General features: G+C 37.0%; 18 protein-coding genes. 8 read left to right on the forward strand and 10 right to left on the reverse strand.

Translation table 11 applies throughout. From position 1 onward, the window contains the following. The first annotated feature begins 164 nt into the window (after window positions 1-164). Complete coding sequence (locus tag HHU08_RS21995; protein WP_016203311.1) at window positions 165-455, forward strand: AbrB/MazE/SpoVT family DNA-binding domain-containing protein; 291 nt, start codon at window positions 165-167, stop codon at window positions 453-455. 126 nt (window positions 456-581) lie between these two features. On the opposite strand, the gene HHU08_RS22000 is transcribed toward HHU08_RS21995, so the two are convergent. The 8 genes from HHU08_RS22000 to HHU08_RS22030 form a co-directional block, all read right to left on the reverse strand. After that, window positions 582-1,745: a diguanylate cyclase gene (locus HHU08_RS22000; protein WP_235678872.1), complete on the reverse strand. Its 1,164-nt coding sequence runs from the start codon at window positions 1,743-1,745 to the stop codon at window positions 582-584. 124 nt (window positions 1,746-1,869) lie between these two features. Continuing rightward, a complete protein-coding gene (locus HHU08_RS22005) occupies window positions 1,870-2,601 on the reverse strand; it encodes a Crp/Fnr family transcriptional regulator (protein ID WP_205835676.1) in 732 nt (243 codons plus the stop codon). Window positions 2,602-2,644: 43 nt separating this feature from the next. Beyond that, the gene (locus HHU08_RS22010; RefSeq protein WP_169189344.1) at window positions 2,645-4,540 is read right to left on the reverse strand and encodes a heavy metal translocating P-type ATPase; all 1,896 of its coding nucleotides are present in this window, start codon (window positions 4,538-4,540) and stop codon (window positions 2,645-2,647) included. 11 nt (window positions 4,541-4,551) lie between these two features. Beyond that, a complete protein-coding gene (locus tag HHU08_RS22015; protein WP_016203316.1) occupies window positions 4,552-4,767 on the reverse strand; it encodes a heavy-metal-associated domain-containing protein in 216 nt (71 codons plus the stop codon). 259 nt (window positions 4,768-5,026) lie between these two features. Then, window positions 5,027-5,347: a YnfA family protein gene (locus HHU08_RS22020; RefSeq protein ID WP_169189345.1), complete on the reverse strand. Its 321-nt coding sequence runs from the start codon at window positions 5,345-5,347 to the stop codon at window positions 5,027-5,029. Between the two features lie 53 nt (window positions 5,348-5,400). Next, window positions 5,401-5,718: a CBO0543 family protein gene (locus HHU08_RS25810; RefSeq protein ID WP_318010507.1), complete on the reverse strand. Its 318-nt coding sequence runs from the start codon at window positions 5,716-5,718 to the stop codon at window positions 5,401-5,403. Further along, complete coding sequence (locus HHU08_RS25255; protein ID WP_224427924.1) at window positions 5,648-5,863, reverse strand: hypothetical protein; 216 nt, start codon at window positions 5,861-5,863, stop codon at window positions 5,648-5,650. The genes HHU08_RS25810 and HHU08_RS25255 overlap by 71 nt, the downstream gene beginning before the upstream one ends. Window positions 5,864-5,920: 57 nt before the next feature. After that, window positions 5,921-6,487, reverse strand: coding sequence for a CBO0543 family protein (locus HHU08_RS22030; protein WP_169189743.1), 567 nt, complete (start codon window positions 6,485-6,487; stop codon window positions 5,921-5,923). A 603-nt stretch (window positions 6,488-7,090) separates the two neighbouring features. Here HHU08_RS22030 and HHU08_RS25260 point away from each other — a divergent pair. The 4 genes from HHU08_RS25260 to HHU08_RS22050 all read left to right on the forward strand — a co-directional run bounded on the left by HHU08_RS25260 (window position 7,091) and on the right by HHU08_RS22050 (window position 10,858). Beyond that, window positions 7,091-7,684 carry an HD-GYP domain-containing protein gene (locus tag HHU08_RS25260; protein ID WP_328823053.1) on the forward strand — a complete coding sequence of 198 codons (594 nt, stop codon included), beginning with the start codon at window positions 7,091-7,093 and terminating at the stop codon, window positions 7,682-7,684. 172 nt (window positions 7,685-7,856) lie between these two features. Continuing rightward, window positions 7,857-8,309 carry a MarR family winged helix-turn-helix transcriptional regulator gene (locus HHU08_RS22040; RefSeq protein ID WP_169189347.1) on the forward strand — a complete coding sequence of 151 codons (453 nt, stop codon included), beginning with the start codon at window positions 7,857-7,859 and terminating at the stop codon, window positions 8,307-8,309. Continuing rightward, window positions 8,306-8,956, forward strand: a complete 651-nt coding sequence (locus tag HHU08_RS22045; RefSeq protein WP_169189348.1) for an HlyD family secretion protein — start codon at window positions 8,306-8,308, stop codon at window positions 8,954-8,956. Before HHU08_RS22040 ends, HHU08_RS22045 begins: the two co-directional genes overlap by 4 nt. Window positions 8,957-8,965: 9 nt before the next feature. Then, window positions 8,966-10,858: a DHA2 family efflux MFS transporter permease subunit gene (locus HHU08_RS22050; protein ID WP_169189349.1), complete on the forward strand. Its 1,893-nt coding sequence runs from the start codon at window positions 8,966-8,968 to the stop codon at window positions 10,856-10,858. A 973-nt stretch (window positions 10,859-11,831) separates the two neighbouring features. On the opposite strand, the gene HHU08_RS22055 is transcribed toward HHU08_RS22050, so the two are convergent. Together HHU08_RS22055 and HHU08_RS22060 are read right to left on the reverse strand one after the other, a co-directional pair. Further along, window positions 11,832-12,824, reverse strand: a complete 993-nt coding sequence (locus tag HHU08_RS22055) for a Gfo/Idh/MocA family protein (RefSeq protein WP_169189350.1) — start codon at window positions 12,822-12,824, stop codon at window positions 11,832-11,834. Window positions 12,825-12,902: 78 nt separating this feature from the next. Then, complete coding sequence (locus HHU08_RS22060) at window positions 12,903-13,811, reverse strand: glycoside hydrolase domain-containing protein (protein WP_101729801.1); 909 nt, start codon at window positions 13,809-13,811, stop codon at window positions 12,903-12,905. 144 nt (window positions 13,812-13,955) lie between these two features. Between HHU08_RS22060 and HHU08_RS22065 the strand changes: the two genes are divergently transcribed. The 3 genes from HHU08_RS22065 to HHU08_RS22075 all read left to right on the forward strand — a co-directional run bounded on the left by HHU08_RS22065 (window position 13,956) and on the right by HHU08_RS22075 (window position 15,667). Further along, window positions 13,956-14,753, forward strand: a complete 798-nt coding sequence (locus HHU08_RS22065) for an STAS domain-containing protein (RefSeq protein WP_169189351.1) — start codon at window positions 13,956-13,958, stop codon at window positions 14,751-14,753. 49 nt (window positions 14,754-14,802) lie between these two features. Further along, entirely contained in the window at window positions 14,803-14,970 is a 168-nt protein-coding gene (locus HHU08_RS22070) for a hypothetical protein (protein ID WP_169189352.1), read from the forward strand. A gap of 112 nt (window positions 14,971-15,082) precedes the next feature. Then, window positions 15,083-15,667, forward strand: coding sequence for a hypothetical protein (locus HHU08_RS22075; protein ID WP_016203329.1), 585 nt, complete (start codon window positions 15,083-15,085; stop codon window positions 15,665-15,667). Window positions 15,668-15,791 lie beyond the last annotated feature (124 nt).

Consider the following 15,791-nt stretch of genomic DNA (forward strand, 5'->3'; position numbering starts at 1 on the left):
GAAAAGATTTCCTCATCTACAAAGTATAGAGGATATCTAGTAACAAATTCTAGTGATTTGCTCCATCTATTTACCTTTATTTCAAAATATTTTTCTTTCATTCCGTAATCGGTATGTTAAAATATAGGATATATATTAAAAAAATGTATGGGGAGGGAAAAAGTATGAAAAGCACAGGAATTGTTCGAAAAGTAGATGAATTAGGACGTATTGTTATTCCAAGAGAATTGCGAAGAACATTAGGAATTGAAATTAAGGATCCTTTGGAAATTTTTGTCGAAGGGGAAAAAATCGTCTTTCAGAAGTATAAAGCGTTTGAAGAATGTGCGATTACTGGGGAAGTCTCACCCGATAACATCAGTTTTGGTAACGGAAAGCTTGTGTTAAGCAAGGAAGGCGCAGAATTATTAATGAAAGAATTGGAGTCGGTCTTTGCAAATGATTCTCACAAGTAAACGATATACGAATATTTATTATAGGACAATTCCATCATTTTTCACTCGATAGATGGGATTGTCTTTTCTTTTTGAGAATAAACACCTTGCGCCCATTTCCCCCATTACGAATGGTAGTCCCCCACCCTAAGAGGAACTGTTCCATTCTACAACATTTCTGCCTGTTTTCTTTGCTTTATATAGCATTTGATCTGCTTCTTTAATTAACTCATCTAATGATTTGCCATCGGATAGACCTCCTAATCCAATGGAAACGGTTACTTTTTCATCTGGCTGGGTTTCTTCTCCAAAAAATCGATAATCCTCCACATTTTTGCGAAATCGCTCAGCAATGTTTACAGCTGTTTGCATATTCGTTATGTTTGTAAAACAAATAATAAATTCCTCTCCACCATATCGGGCAAAAACATCTTCTTTTCTCATAGAGTCATTTAATAGCTGGGCAATAGTGCGCAGAACTGCATCACCTGCTGGATGACCATGGGTATCGTTATATTTTTTAAAATAATCTACATCCATCATGGCGATGACAACAGGTACATTACTTCCCATTAATTTTTCAACATTTGTTCGAAAAAAACGCAGATTATATAAGTTGGTCATGCTATCATGCCTTGAATGATATTCTAGTTCTTTCCGAAATAATAGCTTTCTGCTTACATCATTTTGCATAAAAAAAATGCAAAGAACAGCAGCTATCTCAAATAATATCAGACAAATGACTGTAATAAACGATACATTGGTCGTCTGAAGAATAAGGAAAAATCTTATAACCTGATAACAGTTAAACGCTCTTAACATATGCCTAATATTTAGAATGGAATATGGCGGATTATAGCATTTCCTATTCTGAAAAAAAGCTCCTATTGCAAATGGAAGGATGATGGCCTGGAAAATTCCTTGTAAAACACTTGTTCCACCTAGATGATAACGATATAGAGCTGGTAAGAAAGTGGAAATTAATCCATATTTCCAGCCCAATAAATAAGAAATATAGAAAATAGGAACACCTCGTAAATCTAAGCGTACTTCCCCATATATCAGTGGCTCCCACATTACACCTATACTTAGTAGACTAACAACAATGGGTAAAGCCCACATATACTTGAGAATATTTTTATAACGCAATACAAGGTATTCTTTTAGCTGCAGTACCAAAAACATAAATGTAATTATTAATGTTATATTATCTAAAAAGGCCTTAAGCATTAATTTAATTTTCATCACCCTATTTTCTTGTTGTAATTCTTGCTGAAAAAATGGATTGTTAATAACTGTATTTTGTCTCATCTCTTGCGATTTCATGTTAAGAAAAGGTTGTTTTCGTAAAGTTTGTGGCTATTTACCCGTAGCCTGCATAACTTCGCTTTCCGTGGGGAGAACTATTTTTTTAGAAAACAGAAGGACACGCCATTTACCGAGTTAATTCGGCAAGGGCATGTCCCCAAACTTTCATTTTGTTTTGTGGTTTTTGTTCAATATATCCTTGTTCTTCAAAATCGGATAATTTACGGCTGATTGTTTCAGGTGTGGTTCCTAAATAGGAGGCTAAATCTTTTTTTGTCATTGGTAGCTTGATTTCTTGCGGTTGCTTTAGATCTTTTCCTTCGCCTAAACACTCTATCAAATAAAGAGCGATTCGTTTTTCCACTTTTTCTGTTGCGAGATTGGTTGTTTGCTTTTCTGATTGTTCTAAACGGGCAGCAAATTCTGCCAAAATTTTGAAAGAAATCGTTGGATACCGTAATAATAATGTGTGTAAATCCGCACGCTTGATGATACAGACATGTGTCTCCAGCATTGCTTCTGCGTATGCTTCATGGATTGTCTCTGTAAATAACGCTAACTCGCCTGTAAAGTCACCAGGATGCAAAATACGAATAAGCTGTTCTTTCCCAGACTCTGATAAACGGTAAATTTTTATTTTTCCTTTATTGACAATAGATAAAGAGTCGGATGGATCACCAGCATGATAAAGGATTTCTCCTTTTTTATAGATTAGTGATTGCACCATATCCATAATTTCTGCCATTTGTTCTTTTTCTAAATGATTGAAAATAGGCACCGATGATACACAAGAATGAATAGATTCTGTTGAATGATTGCATTTAAAAGTATGATCACAAGATTGCTGCTTGCTCGGCATGCCGCACCCCTCCTCCTCCTATTCTACCATTTCACCAAGTAATTTAAGCATGTTTAGCATGACTTTCCTTGCTACTTACTATTGGGACCTTTCTATTTGTCTTATTAAAGCGCACTAATCTCATCGCATGTAAAATAACAATTAGCACACTTGCTTCATGAATAAACATCCCCGAAGCCAAATGAACATAATCGAGCAGGACACCCATTAATAAAATAAACGCTACCCCAACTGCAAAATACGTGTTTGCTTTCATATTGCGAATCGTTGCTTTTGATAAAGCATATGCATGGGATAGTTGGGACAATCGATCAGCCATTAATACGATATCAGCCGTTTCCATGGCAACATCGGTTCCTCCCTCTCCCATTGCCACTCCGATATTTGCCGTTCCAATAGCAGGTGCATCGTTAATACCGTCGCCAGCCATGGCTACCATATGTCCTTTCCTTTGTAATGCTTTTATCATTTCTACTTTATCTTCTGGTAATAATTCCGCATGATACTCTTCTATTCCAAGCTGAGTTGCCACTATTTTGGCTGTTGCTTGATTATCACCCGTTAACATGACTACTTTGCGAATCCCATCTGCTCTTAATTCTTGTAAAGAAGTAACCGCATCTTCTCTTATTTGGTCAGCAACAGAAATTACTGCCTTTATTCCTCCATTCACAGCCACAAAGATAGCAGTATTTCCAAGGTTTTCACGTGCTACTGCATATTGGATAACACCTGTTGTCATTTCAATGCTAGATTCAAGCATCATCGAACGATTGCCAATGACGACCGTAAAACCTTCTACTTTAGCACTAATTCCTTTTCCTTTTATAATCTCTATCGTATTAGGTACTTGGTTCCATACTAATCTTCTTGTGAATGCTTCTTTTACTATCGCTTTTCCTAAATGATGTTCAGAACCGCTTTCTGCTTCTGCAGCCAAACGTAAAATTTCATTCTCGCTTATCTCTCCAAAGGTTTTTATGTCAGTTACTTCCGGCTTCCCTTTTGTCAATGTTCCCGTTTTATCAAACACTAATATATCCACTTTTGAAAGTATTTCCATTACTTCCCCACCTTTGACGAGAACGCCATTTCTTGCTCCATTGCCAATTCCCGCCACATTTGATACAGGAGCTCCGATAACCAATGCCCCAGGACAGGCAATCACTAACAAAGTAATGGCTAAATGAAGATTTCTTGTAATGGCATAAACGATAATTGCTAGCAAAACCACTCCCGGTGTATATAATTGTGCAAATCTATCTAAAAACTTCTCCGTTTTTGTTTTCGATTCTTGCGCTTCTTCTACTAATTCAATAATTTTGGCAAAGGTAGTATCATCACCAACCTTTTCTGCAAGCATCTCCAGATAACCGCTATCTACCATCGTACCGCTATATAAGGTATCTCCAGTTTTTTTCGTTACAGGAATACTCTCTCCGGTAATTGCCGCTTCATTTAGCAATGCCTTTCCAGTGATCACTTTTCCATCCACAGGAACTTGCCCACCAGAGCGTAATATAACTCGGTCCCCTTTTATCACTTCTTCTACTGATACTTCCACTTGCCTTTTATCCCTTATTACCGTTGCCTTTTGTGGGGTCATATTTATTAAATACTTTAGACTTGATCGCGTTTTTTCCAATGTACGAACTTCCAGAAAAGCGCCAAATAGAAACAGAAAAGCAACAATAGATGCTTCTACATATTCCCCTATAAAAAGGGCTGCAATGACAGCAATGGTTACTAATAATTCAATACTAAATGCCTTCATTCGTAATGCAAGGAAAGCTTTCCTTGCAATTGGTATACTAGCAATGACAGCAGCCACTATTAGAAAGTAACCTTTTCCCGTCTCCTTCCCCAGCATTCCCGTTATCATCCCAACTAAAATTAGTGTCCCTGAAATTATCATGTAATGATTCTTATGTTTGTTCATCTTCTATCCACCTACTTTACAGCTAAGACAGAATAACCTATTTTACATAGGATATTTTTTATTTGTTGAGTCTCTAAAATATGGGAATCATATTCAACTTTTACTTTACTGGAGCTAAATAATACTTTTGCTGAAACAACTCCACTTGTTTTATGGAGAATCCCTTCCAATTTTTTAATACAAGATGGACATGTAAGTGGCTCTAATTGAAAAACAGCTTTAGACATTTTCTTTTCCTCCTTCTTTTTACACCTTTATTGTAAAGAGAAAGGAGTTTTTTTTACTTGATATACATCAAGTTTTATAAAAAACTTTTTCTAAAAGCTGTTGCCCATTATTAAAAGAGGAAATAATAATCGCTGAGGATTTATCAATGAAAGTAGGAGAATTACTTATACGAACTCTCCTATAAATTCCCCCATTAGCGAATGAGGATTCAACTGTGGATATACAAAAATAAACTTCTAAAAATAGCTCTCCTATCATCTAGTGACGAGGTGCGAAGACCATAATCATTACCCCCACTAAACAAACCCCTGCACCTATCCAGTCATAAATATCTGGTGTTTTTCGATCTATTCCCCATCCCCACAAAACAGACAGAACGATAAAAATGCCGCCATAAGCAGCATACACTCTTCCAAATGACATAAACGATTGAAAGGTCGCAATAATCCCATATGATACGAGCAATATTCCTCCAAAAATCCCCCAATAATAAGACTTTCCCTCTCGCAGCCATTGCCAGATGAGATAGCCTCCACCAATTTCAGCTAAACCAGCTAATATAAAAATAAGAATTGTCATCAGAAACCACCCTAATATCTAGTCTTTCATTCATTATACCAATATTAGGCTGACTATTTGCATCTATCTCTTGTGCTTTTTTCTATCATCTTTACCGAAAATTGATGAAAGAGCATTAGCATCACATAAAGAACAGGGTAGGTGAAAACTGAATAAATTTGCTTCCAGCCATTCAAATAAAAAGTACCACTCCATATAAAGATGGTTTCATACACCATCGCAATGACTCCCCAGATGAAGACATAGATTATCTTTGTTTTCATTCCTTCTTTATACGGAAAATAATTCAAAAAAATGACATTAATCGTCGGATAAATTCCCAAAATATAAATGAAACTCTCCCAATCTTCTAAAATATCCATATAAATCATATTTCAAATCAAGATAGGTATCTGTTATTAGTTGAAGGAACATTGCAAATAATGTAGTTGTCAACATTTCAATAGGCGTCAAACGTTTAGGAATAAAAAAAGCAATCCCATTAAATAAGATTACAATAAGGATAAGAACGAGCATCTAATAACTCCAATCTATACTAATTGTCCATTCTTATCCTTGCCCAAAATAGATAAATTACTCGTATCCTTCCTGCCACTTAGTAAATAATTTTGTCACTAAATATCCACCAACATATAGAAACCAATAAATCAAAAAGATATAGAAATAATTAACCCATTTATATGGTTCAAATAACCCGAGACTTGTTAACAATGGTTTGAAACCAAAGCCAAAGATGACCGCTAAAATGGTTGCATAAAGATAAAAATTTTTACCATGCTTCAATGTCCACTGATAGACTAGCATAATGGCTATCGGAATAATGGAACCATCCAGTGAGAAGCTCGGCAAAAACGGTAGCAACTGATATGGGTATGCCCATAAACCGAAGCGAATACCTATTGCATCTACATAGGAAAATAACATATGCACGGCAAATCCAAAGAATCCAATAATAAAAATACGTTTGCGGTCAATCGTAAAATACAAGACGACCAGTGGAACAACTAACATCAGTACTGCCACCCAAAACTGCCATGTATCCAAATTGGAATACATACTCCAATACGTTTGTGCTTCTTTTGTATACTTCTCTTGAATGGAAACTAATCTATCAAACATAGAACGCTGTTGCTCATTCATCTGATCACCCCAGAGATTATTCATTTATTGTTAGTATGAACGTTTATTTAGAAAATATTTCTCTTTCCTCCGGCTTATTAAATAGGAATATTAGGGAATGCTTTCAATAAAGTGAAACTTCCAGTAGCGGGGCTTCCGCTTCATCCCCACTGCTGTTTAGTGACCTTAACGGACAGTTAATCTCCCACCTATTTTCATAAGCTTGAGGTGGAAGTCTTACTGTCCGTTAAGAAGTGGGATAAAAGAAGTTTCTTACGATTGTAGTAATGGGGGGTCTTTATGCATCGGCGATTTTGGAATAATTTTGCTTATTTCCGTTATTATTTCTTTATTCTCTTATTTGTTAGTATCGTTTTGAATCGTTTTATTCTTGAAAATCAAGATAACTATTTTGTTTTATACATTTTATGCACTATTTTTTTGGGGATAGGCTTTTACAGTAGCCCCATTTGGGTGATTTTCCTGTTAACTTTTTTGGTGGTTACTTGTAGATTTTTCTTTCTCCCCGAACCATCCGCATCTTTCAGTACCTTTATTATCTATTTATTTACCTACCTTCTCATTACGTTCATTTCTGTAGCTTTTATGTCTCGAGTCCAAAGGGTGCTTGAAGATAATTTAGCTTTAACAAAAGTACTTTCTAACGCACTCGACTCTAGAGATTCCTATACCATGCACCATTCGAAAAATGTGGCAAAATACGCAATGAAGATCGCCCAAAAAATGAATTTACCCCATTATTTATGTGAGGTCATTCATATTGGCGGACTACTTCACGATATTGGGAAAATAGGCATACCAGAGCATATTTTGACTAAGCCGGGAAAATTAACAGAACAGGAATATAAATTAATCAAAACACATACGACAAAGGGATTTGAAATCATTAAACACGTTAGACATTATAAAAATAGTGGCATATTAGATATTGTGTTATACCATCACGAGCGCTTTGATGGAAAAGGCTATCCAAAAGGTTTAAAAGGCGAAGAAATTCCATTAGTCGCCCGCATTGTGGCAGTAGCAGATAGTTTCGACGCAATGTCTTCCAAACGAGTCTATCGAAAAGAACTCCAATTAGAAACTATCCTTGAAGAAATTAAAGACAATAAAGGAAAACAATTTGACCCACTAGTAGTTGATGCTTTTCTAGCTTTATTTGCAGAGGAGTTTTATAAAGAAAAGGAGGGATTGTAAAAGCAGACAATGGTAGTATTTCTAGCCGTAATCCTCCTCGAAATATTACCAACAATAATCCATTTCTTCTCCTTATTAAAACCGTTGACTTCCAGCAAAAAATATGCGACAATCCAATAGTTCGTATACGAACAGTTCCTATAAAAACAATATGGAAGGGAGAATTATTCAGATGAACGGGTCGTTAAACAATGAATTAATCCGCTCTTATGCTCGCATTAACAAAGCCTACAACCACTTAGTTCAACTTGATGCGAAAAAATTAGATCTAACAGCAGTACAACTTAAAACACTGTACAGGATTTATTTCCAGCCCAACATCGGCATAGGAGAATTAGCTACAAAATTATCTTTAACTAAAAGCACCGTTAGCGGTATTATCGATCGACTATCCCAACGCGAATTAATCGAACGAACCATTCCTGAAGAAAATCGTCGATCTGTCAATATCCAACTAACGGAAGAAGGACAGCAAGTCATGCAACAATATTTCGCAGGCACGTCCATTCTAGCTAACAAAGTGAGAGAAGTTATGCAGCTTCCAGAAGAAGAAATAACCAAAATCCTAGAACTAAATGGGAAAATATTAGCCATTTTAATGGAAACCGAGGAGGAACAACAATGAATAATAAACGCATGATCTTATTAAATATTATCCTTTTAATCGTTTTAGTTGGCGGAGGATTCGCCGGCTATTACTTCTACGATCAATCCGTATCCTATATTAAAACAGATAATGCCCAAATCGCGGGACAACAAATCAGCATCGCTTCACCAGCAACTGGAAAATTAACAGAATGGAAAGGCGAAACAGGTACCGCTTTTAACAAAAATCAAAAGATTGGTACTGTAGAAGTTGTAACAGAAACAGGTACAACTGATATGCCTATTACCGTTCCTGACAACAGCACGATTGTGCAATCAAGCGCTGTGCCAAATACCTTTATCGCAGCAGGAACTTCCCTTGCCAAAAGCTATGATTTAGACAATCTTTGGGTTACTGCAAATGTCGATGAAACAGACATCAACAAAGTAAAAGTCGGCCAAGAAGTAGATTTATATATCGATGCTTACCCAGATACCGTATTAACAGGGAAAATAGACAGTCTAGGACTTGCAACAGCAGGCACCTTCTCCCTTCTGCCAAGCAACAACAGCTCAGGAAACTATACAAAAGAAACACAAGTTATTCCCGTAACAATCTCTATTGATAACTACGGCGGTCTAAAACTAATCCCAGGTATGAACGTTTCCGTAAGAATTCATAAGTAGGTGATGGATATGACCACTTACATCACAAGCTATATTATAGGAAGCCTACTTCTCCTACTAATCATCAATCTTTTTTTACGAAAAAAGAAGACAGTAGCTAAACCAGACAGCGTAATAGAAGATGCTAAGAGGGAAAACGACATTCCGTCATCCCTTGAAAAAGCGGATATGGTGGAACCGGTAAAACCGTCTAAGGAAGTTGATATGGGAGAACACGCGGAGGCTATGAATGAGGAAGCTGATAAAGCGAAGCCTGACATAGAAGATGGCGTAGCCGAAGCTATGGAATCTAATAAAGCAATAGCGGACGAAGAGGATCACCTAGCTGAAGCTAAAGAATCCAAGACAAAAGCTCCTTATAAACCATTAGAAACTACCGAAGAAATAAACCGCAGCAAAGTAATTGTCGCCTTAATGCTAGGTGCGTTTGTTGCGATTCTTAACCAGACTTTATTAAATGTGGCAATTCCACATATTATGAATGATTTAAATGTATCAACAAGCACGGTCCAATGGCTATCCACTGGATATATGCTGACAAATGGCGTGTTTATTCCAATCACCCCATTTTTGATTAATAAACTAGGCACAAGGAAATTACTTATTGCGGCGATTTCCGCTTTTACGATTGGTTCTGTTGTTTGTGCTACCTCTGTTGGATTTTCGATGCTATTAATCGGACGCATCATCCAAGCAGCAGGTGCAGGTTTATTAATGCCACTTTTAATGACCGTCTTTTTAATTATTTTCCCGCCAGAAAAACGCGGAACAGCAATGGGGATCATGGGTGTTGTAATGATTTTCGCCCCTGCCATCGGTCCAACGTTATCAGGCTGGTTAATTGGTCACTATTCTTGGAGAGTGTTATTCGAGCTTGTAATTCCAATTGGTATTCTCGATTTAATTATCGCAATTGCATGGATGAAAGATGTAACAAAAGTTTCAAATCCAGTCTTTGATACAATCGGCTTTATTACTTGTACAGTCGGTCTAGGCTCCTTGCTTTACGGATTTAGTGAGGCTGGGAATAACGGCTGGGACAGCAAAGTTGTCGTTCTTTCTCTAATAATTGGTGTTATCTTCTTATGCCTGTTCGTCTGGAGAGAACTTACAACCGATGCTCCTATGGTCGACTTACGTGTATTCAAATATAGTATCTTTACTTTAACAACATTAATAAGCATGATTGTAAATATGGCAATGTTTGCAGCAATGCTGCTTTTACCAATTTACTTGCAAAATATCCGCGGATTCACTGCACTAGATTCCGGATTATTAATGTTACCAGGTGCGATTATCATGGGGATTATGTCGCCGATTGCTGGAAAACTCTTTGACCGCTTTGGCGCCAGACCGCTTGCAATTATCGGTTTAATTATTACGGTGCTCACTACATGGGGATTCACACAATTAACGATGCAAACATCCTATTCCCATTTAATGATGCTTCATATTTTCCGGATGTTTGGTATGTCCTTTATTATGATGACCGTTATGACAGAAGGAATGAATCAACTTCCATTAAGCTTAACAAGCCACGGTACTGCTGTCTCCAATACAGCAAGAACTGTAGCAGGAAGTATCGGTACCGCCTTTTTAATTACAGTCATGACAAATCGCACAGCCTTTCATTTAGATAACTATAACAATATTATCTCTTCAGCAAATCCCTATATCGCAGAGAAGTTTGCACAGCTGGGTCAAGGTTTAGCAGGCCTTACTGGATTACCAACAGGAGCTGGCCAAACCTTAGCTATTTCCACTATCTATGGAAAAGCAGCACAAGCATCTACGATTAGCGGCATTAACGACGCCTTTATTGTGGCAACGATTATTGCTAGTGTTGCATTGGTTCTATCGTTCTTTATCCGAAGAGCTAATACAGGTTCGAAAGAGAATTAAATTTGAAAAATCCCGAGACATTGCGTGATGCTTCGGGATTTTTTGGCGTAGGTATGGGGACTGAGATTTTATGAAGGTCATTTTTACTTAGGGTTGCCTTAAAAGTGGGGTTCATTTCTTTTATGAACGCCACTTTTTTCAAGGATTGCCTTGAATCTGGTTTTCATTTTCTTGATGAACCCCACTTTTTTCGGAGGTTAGCTTAAAAGTGGGGTTCATTTCTTTTATGAACACCACTTTTTTCGAGGGTTGCCTTAAAAGTGGGGTTCATTTCTTTTATGAACGCCACTTTTTTCGAGGGTTGCCTTAAATCTGGCTTTCATTCCCTTGATGAACGCGACTTTCCTCGAAGGTTACCTTAAATCTGGCTTTCATTTCTTTAATGAACACCACTTTTTCGGGGATTACCTTGAATCTGGTTTTCATTTTCTTGATGAACCCCACTTTCTTCCGGGATTGCCTTAAAAGTGGCTTTCATTCCCTTGATGAACGCCACTTTCCTCGAAGGTTACCTTAAATCTGGCTTTCATTTCTTTTATGAACACCACTTTTTCGGGGATTACCTTAAATCTGGCTTTCATTCCCTTGATGAACGCCACTTTCTTCCGGGATTACCTTAAAAGTGGCTTTCATCTCTAATGATCACCTTTTTCAACGCGGATTCCCCTTAAACTATTTCATACTTTATCCCATTTTCACATTTTATATAATATTGTATATTTAATGTAAACTATTTCCTTAAGAAAAGGTGATGAAAATTAATAGATTCTATTACGCAACTATAGTGACCATCTTTCTTTTAATTTTAGTTAGTGTAGATATGATTACAGAGATAGTTTTTGTGATTGTATTTATTCCATTGAGCATTTGGATGCTGTTTATTGGCATAGCTGAATTTAAAAAAACTTTTAAGATAAAATAGCTCTCCTGCACTAAACAAACTTCCTCTCCCAAAACAAAAAAGAAGCACCTCCTAACGAGGTGCTTCTCCTCCATAATATCCCTTAATCAACTGATCCATTACCCAGTTTGTTCTTGCCCCACTAATTCCAGTGCTTGGACTAGTACCTTTTCCAGTTAACTCATCCACCATTAACTGAATCAAATGTTGCTGAATGTGACGGGGATTTTCGATTACCCACTCTTCCGTTGTCTCTGGTGTTGTTAATGTAATGGGACCATTGCCAAAGGTTGCGAAGGTTAATTTGCCTTTGCTTCCAATGATTTCATTTTCATCGATGTGGTCATGGGCACTGAAACACCATGTGCCTGTTCCTTGAATACCTGACTCAAATAGATAACTGCCTGTCACTATATCTTCTGCTTGATAGCTGCCATTTTGATTGGTTGCGAATCCTTTCGCTTCTTTAATTGGACCTAGTAGAAAATCTAGGATATCCAATGTATGGCTTGCTAGATCAAGGAAAAGACCACCGCCTGCAAGTTCTGGTTGCACTCTCCATGCTTGATCGTCCTTTAAGGCAGGTTGATATTGAATCGTTCGCACAAATCGAATATCCCCTAATACACCACTATCAATAATTTCTTTTATTTTAAGAAAACGAGGAAGTGCTCGTCGATAATAAGCGACAAATAAAGGGACATCTGCTTGTTTACATGCTTCAATCATCTCTAGGCATTCTTGATAATTTCTTGCCATCGGTTTTTCTACATACACTGGTTTGCCTGCTTTTGCGGCAAGGATTGTGTATTCTTTATGAAAAGCTGGTGGAGTAGCGACGTAAACCGCGTCTACTTCTGGATCGTTGATCAAGGCTTCCGCATTGTCATACCATTTTGGAACATTATGACGCTCGGCATAATCCTTTGCCAATTCTCCATTTCTTCGCATGACTGCGACTAGCTTTGAATTTTCTGCTAATTGAAAGCCTGGTCCACTCTTAACCTCTGTTACATCTCCACAGCCAATAATTCCCCAACGAACTTCATTTTCTATCAATTTCATTTTTATTTTTCACCTCCCTTTCTTATTCGCTATTCTATTTTTAAAACCCTTTATTTTTTATAAATATGTCTAGTCAATTCAAATTTTTATTACTTGCCCAGTATAAATAAGATTAATATTCTTTATCTGTGGATTCTTTGCTTGGATTGCTGAAATAGTGGTACCATATGTTTTGGCGATTTTCGTTAATGTTTCGCCACTTGAGACAATATGGATCGTTTCTTCTTGTGGGTTAATCCAAGATCCGGGCTTTCCTGCTACCGTTGTAACATTTATCATCCCTTGTGAGGTATTAAAAATCGTATATGTTCCTGGTTTGACGGTTCCTCTTTTATTTTGACCAGATTTGGCATCTGCCGCTGTCAGGAATGCATCAGTTTCTTGTCGTACCGTATACTTACTCGTCAGTACCACTTCTGTTCCCCAATATCCAGGCTCTTGCATAATTCGATTTCGGTCGATATTAACGCCTTCTATGATAATATTATTTTCATGTTGATACATATGAATGAAGGGAGCGATTTCTCCGCGCGACCACGCATAAGTTTGCCAAAAATAATCAGCATAATCCCGCAATGCGTACATCACTGCATAGGAACCATATATCCCTACTTTATATGACCTTAACTGTTTTTTTATTGCTGAAAAATAAGCTTGAATTAGCTGCATTTGCTTCCCTGCCACATCACAATCAACGGCAAAATAGATGGCCGTTCCCTCAGGTTGCCCGACTGCCTTCGCCCACTTTTCTGCATCCTTTCCATCCACTATTCCCTGCTTTTCCGTAAAATAAGAAAGTTTATTAGCGCTTTTTTGAAAAATACTAATTAGTTTTATTCCTGTCTTTTGGATAATCTCTGCCTCTTTCTTGTCAAATGACTTCCAGCTGTCTCCTAAATATCGTGCCGCATAGCGGAATCCTGCTCCTTTTAAATCCTTTGCCATTTTCTCTGTTAATTTGGTAGCACAATCAAATCCTAGTGTCATCTTTATCACTCCTTTTTCTTTTTATATAGAAAAAAAGCTAATAAAAGGTCAGCTGAATTTTGGCTTGTAACAGAAATGTTACCTGCTCATCCATGTCGCCAATCCTTGAAACTGTTATACTGGAAGAAGAAAGGGGCGACTAAAGTGAGACAATATGATTATTCACAGATTTTCCGAGATACATTTATCAAAGAAGCTATCGACCGTGTCGGTGCAGGGATTGTCATTACAGACCCTAGCTTAGAAGATAATCCTATTATTTATGTCAATAAAGGCTTTGAAACACTAACCAACTATCAAGCGGTTGATATTTTAGGAAAGAACTGTCGTTTTTTACAACAAGGAGCCAAAGATCAGCCCCAGCTTCAACACCTTCGAAATGCGATTGCGAAGAAAGAATCCATTGTGGTTACAATAAAGAATTATCGAAAAAATGGAGAAATGTTCTGGAATGAACTGTCGCTCTATCCTATCTATATTGGTGAGGAAAAGAAGTTATTCTTTGTCGGCATTCAAAAAGATATTACCGTTCAAAAGGAATCCGAGCAGCTTATTAAGGAATACATAGATGAAATTAATAACTTATCGACACCAATTATTTCTGTGCAAAAAAATGCCTCTGTTCTTCCCCTTATCGGCAATTTAACCGAAGAACGTTTTAGCCAGATGGTCACCAATATTGCGGAATATGCCGCTAGAACAAAAGAAAACTATTTTATAATCGATTTACAAGGACTGCTTAAATATGATGAAACTGTTCAACAAGGAATTATCCGGATTAAAGATATCCTTGCGCTCATGGGCACAGAACTAATTATTACCGGTATGCAAGTCAACATGGCAATTGATACGATTGAATATACATATGGAAAGAAGTTAAATATGCGTGTTTACCCAACATGTCGGGATGCGCTTGAAGCTATTTCAGCTACTGATGCTTGAATAATAATCACCCTTTCTTCTCACACTAAGAAAAAAAGGGTGATTTTTTATGACTAATTTTCTGCTGACGAATTTATTCTCTACCTTTCTCTTGCACCGTAATTTGCAGTGGCATCGCAAGCTTGTTTGGATAGCTATCCCGTTGTTTTTTCTATTTATGATTGTTCAAGCTAAATATATTGTTAATCGGTTGAAAAAGAATACCTTTCATTTTTAAATCTATGGGGAACAGGGATAAAATCCTTTCGCCTTTCTCCGCTAAATCTCTATTGATTATGTTTCCGTTTACATGTATAACTATCATATAGACATGAAAAAGGGTGAACATATTGAATAATAAGATTATACTTTTCATCAACACAGTCGCTCAGTATACGACTGCTGGGTTTTATTTTTGGATATATCTTTTTCGTGGCGGTCTAGTGTATGGCTTAGTTCCTGCTGGCATTGGTCTGATTCATAGCATGGAGAGCATTCATAACGAGGTAGAATATAGCATTCGTATTGCCTTCGAGGAGGCTTACCAGAAACATAAAGATAATAAATCGCTTTCCTTTATTGTCTTTTTTCTTACCATTATTAGTCTGATTTCGGTTTACTATTCTTTAATTGTGGTGAGCCCAGTACTTGGCTTTTTTCAATTCCCACTTGTTTTCTTCACTTTTTTTGCATGGATTTATTATATTTACTGCATCTATTTTCTTGCTGATCCTCCGAGGGGCAATGGGGAGAAAAAATGGATTTATGCCCTTGCATTTGACACATGTATTCGTCGTTTCTTTAATAGCATTATCATTCTCGCAACATTAATTGCAATTAGTTTTCTCGTTCGTATTAATTTGCTAGTATTCATCTTCTTTGCTCCGCCACTGACGATTTTTTTGACAAAATATATTGTGCCTAAGGTGAAATAAACCAAAAGAGGATGGGACATAACTAAATAGATACTCTGTAAAGACGAACAATTTCTAATATAGCTAGTAAATAGCGGCTGCTTTCGCATACTTTTTACAAGAGGAAATATAATTAGTTGGAAAA

This window comes from Niallia alba (assembly GCF_012933555.1).
GTDB classification, from domain to species: domain Bacteria; phylum Bacillota; class Bacilli; order Bacillales; family Cytobacillaceae; genus Niallia; species Niallia alba.

Bases quoted from the DNA above. Each gene is read 5' to 3' on its own strand.
- HHU08_RS22005 (WP_205835676.1), bottom strand. From the start codon at position 2,601: ATGCCGAGCAAGCAGCAATCTTGTGATCATACTTTTAAATGCAATCAT.
- HHU08_RS22020 (WP_169189345.1), bottom strand. From the start codon at position 5,347: ATGACAATTCTTATTTTTATATTAGCTGGTTTAGCTGAAATTGGTGGA.
- HHU08_RS22050 (WP_169189349.1), top strand. From the start codon at position 8,966: ATGACCACTTACATCACAAGCTATATTATAGGAAGCCTACTTCTCCTA.
- HHU08_RS22015 (WP_016203316.1), bottom strand. From the start codon at position 4,767: ATGTCTAAAGCTGTTTTTCAATTAGAGCCACTTACATGTCCATCTTGT.
- HHU08_RS22000 (WP_235678872.1), bottom strand. From the start codon at position 1,745: ATGAGACAAAATACAGTTATTAACAATCCATTTTTTCAGCAAGAATTA.
- HHU08_RS22045 (WP_169189348.1), top strand. From the start codon at position 8,306: ATGAATAATAAACGCATGATCTTATTAAATATTATCCTTTTAATCGTT.
- HHU08_RS21995 (WP_016203311.1), top strand. From the start codon at position 165: ATGAAAAGCACAGGAATTGTTCGAAAAGTAGATGAATTAGGACGTATT.
- HHU08_RS22060 (WP_101729801.1), bottom strand. From the start codon at position 13,811: ATGACACTAGGATTTGATTGTGCTACCAAATTAACAGAGAAAATGGCA.
- HHU08_RS22055 (WP_169189350.1), bottom strand. From the start codon at position 12,824: ATGAAATTGATAGAAAATGAAGTTCGTTGGGGAATTATTGGCTGTGGA.
- HHU08_RS22030 (WP_169189743.1), bottom strand. From the start codon at position 6,487: ATGAATGAGCAACAGCGTTCTATGTTTGATAGATTAGTTTCCATTCAA.
- HHU08_RS22040 (WP_169189347.1), top strand. From the start codon at position 7,857: ATGAACGGGTCGTTAAACAATGAATTAATCCGCTCTTATGCTCGCATT.
- HHU08_RS22010 (WP_169189344.1), bottom strand. From the start codon at position 4,540: ATGAACAAACATAAGAATCATTACATGATAATTTCAGGGACACTAATT.
- HHU08_RS25810 (WP_318010507.1), bottom strand. From the start codon at position 5,718: ATGATTTATATGGATATTTTAGAAGATTGGGAGAGTTTCATTTATATT.
- HHU08_RS25255 (WP_224427924.1), bottom strand. From the start codon at position 5,863: ATGCTCGTTCTTATCCTTATTGTAATCTTATTTAATGGGATTGCTTTT.
- HHU08_RS22070 (WP_169189352.1), top strand. From the start codon at position 14,803: ATGACTAATTTTCTGCTGACGAATTTATTCTCTACCTTTCTCTTGCAC.